This is a genomic window from Sphingomonas sp. S-NIH.Pt3_0716 (assembly GCF_003950715.1).
GTDB classification, from domain to species: Bacteria; Pseudomonadota; Alphaproteobacteria; order Sphingomonadales; family Sphingomonadaceae; genus Sphingobium; species Sphingobium yanoikuyae_A.
In genome coordinates this window covers 1-2,300 of sequence record NZ_QLJK01000090.1, presented here as the reverse complement: position 1 = coordinate 2,300, position 2,300 = coordinate 1, and the positions used below count along the sequence as shown (strand labels likewise).

The following is a 2,300-nucleotide window of genomic DNA, read 5'->3' as shown; positions in this document are numbered from 1 at the left end:
TTGATGATGTCGGTGCGGATACGCTTGCCCAACAACGGGGCGATGGACGGATAGGCCGAAACCGGCGCGATCGGCGCAAGCCGCCTGTCCGGAAAGTCGCGCAGGCGCGGGCAGAAGCGAAATCCCAGCATCGCGCACAGGGCGAAGACATGATCGGTCGCTCCGCCGGTGTCGGTGTAATGCTCGACGATCCTGAGATCGGTGCCATGGCTGATGAGGCCGTCGAGGACATAGGGCGCTTCATGCGTGGCGGCCGAGATCACATTGACGTGGTAGGGCCCGCGCTGATCGGAAACATGGGTGTAGAAGCTGAAGCCATGATCGACGCCATAGCGGGCGTTGATGTCGCCGCCCGATGCGCCGCGCTTCGCGCCCCTGAAGAACTGACCATCGGAACTGGACGTTGTGCCGTCGCCCCATACCCGCGAGAATGGCAGGCGGTGGTGCGCGTTGATGAGGACGGCGAGCGCCGCGCGGTAGCTCTCGTCGCGGATATAGGCGTCATGGGTCCATAGGAGTTGATCGCGCGTGACGCCCTGGCTCGCGGCGGCCATGCGCGACAGGCCGAGATTGGTGGCGTCGGCGAGGATCGTGGCGAGCAGCGCATTTTCATTGGGACATAGCTCGCCGGTGCGCAGGTTGGTGAACGCCGAAAGAAAGCCAGTTTCCTGCGCCACCTCATGTAGCAGTTCGGTGATACGGATGCGTGGCATCATCGCATCGAGCCGGTCGGCCAGGGCTTCGGCGTCGGGCGTTGCGATCGTGCGAACGGGGGATATCTGGAGGCGGCCGTCGCGGTATCGCACACCCTCCAGAGCGTCGCGCTTCAGGCTCCGGGCGAATTTCTTCAGCCGCCAGTCCAGTTCGCGGCCCCGCTGTTCGAGCCATTCGCCGGCTGTGGGTGGCAGACCAAGAGCCGACACGATCGGCTTGGCCTTCGGTTCGCTTAGCAGGTAGCTGTCGAACTGGCGGTATCCCGTCGATCGTTCCACCCAGACATCACCGGAGCGCAGCTTGTTGCGTAGATGCGCGATAGTCGCGATTTCCCAGAGCCGCCGATTGATCTTGCCGTCATCGCCCATGACGATTTTCTGCCATTCCTTGCGGAAGGGCATCGGAGCGTCGGCAGGCAGATCGCGCTTGCCCGACCTATTGAGGTCGCGCAGCATCTCGATAGCGGCAATCGTTTTCGCGCTGCCCTTTCCGGCCCTGAACTGTAGTGCTTCAAGCAGATCAGGGGCGAACTTGCGCAACGTCGCATAGCGGTCGGCCGCGACCCTCAGCGGATCAAGATTGGCGGTTTCCGCGATCGTCGCCACTTCCGGTCTGGCCTTCAGGAGGGTGTGCCATCCTACTGAGGCATCCAGGACCTCCATAGGATCTTCGCCAGTATCGACTGCATCGGTGAGCGCGTCGATCGTCCTGCGGAAGATCAGCATCAGCCGGGCCACGTTCTTCGACGTGGCGGCATAGCTGCGCGCCTGGGCGTTCTTCGCGCGGGTGAAGATGCCGCCGATCAGCTTGTCCGCCATCTCCAGGGCGCTGTCCGTCAGCCGTTCTTCAAGATCGAGCAGGAAGGCAACGAGCGTGGCGCGTCGCCGGGAGGGAATATAGCGCTCGATCATATAGGCAGGCGACGCACGGCCTTCCCTGACATATTGCCGAAATCGGTCCGCGTGGATGCGGCCCGCGACGTCGGGGGAAATATCGATCTTCCGCACCTGCCTCAGACGGTCGAGGATCTGGCGGACGTGATCGGGCTTGGCCGCGACGGGGATGGTCTTAAGCAAGGCGAGATGGCTCATGCCGCCGGCGGCGTCGAAGAGCTGATCGAGGGCCTGGACCTGTTCGGCGCTGAGATCGGCGATCAGGGCGTGGGCGGCCTGCTTGCGCGCGCGGGCACGTCCCGCGCTGCTGGCGCGTTCGATGGTGGAGATGGACGGCAGCAAAATCCGGGCCTCGCGCAGGGCGGTGACCACGCCCATCGCAATCGTCATCCCCTTGTCGGTCGCCCATGCCGTTCTCGCGGCCGCCTCGACCATGAAGGGAATATCGGCGCGGGTTGGCCCCCGAAGCCCCAAACGCGCCGCCAGCTCACGGGCATGATCCGTCATTGTCTGATCCCGCGCCGCATAGTTGGCCAGCTCGGTTACGTGCTGACCAAGTTGCTCCGCGACGAAAGCGGCGAGATCATGGGGTATTGCTCCCCTGTCCTGTATCAACTGCGCAAGCGTGATGCCCGGGTGCCGCAGGAGCGCGAGTTGCAGCGCCACGCCCAACTGGTTCCGTCGCTCCCGTCG

The 2,300-nt window shown here is 64.1% G+C and carries 1 protein-coding gene; it reads right to left on the bottom strand.

Annotation, left to right across the window (positions count from 1 at the left end):
- Positions 1–2,300 (bottom strand): Tn3 family transposase (locus tag BRX37_RS26095; RefSeq protein ID WP_125990339.1); only part of this gene is annotated, 2,300 nt, incomplete at both ends.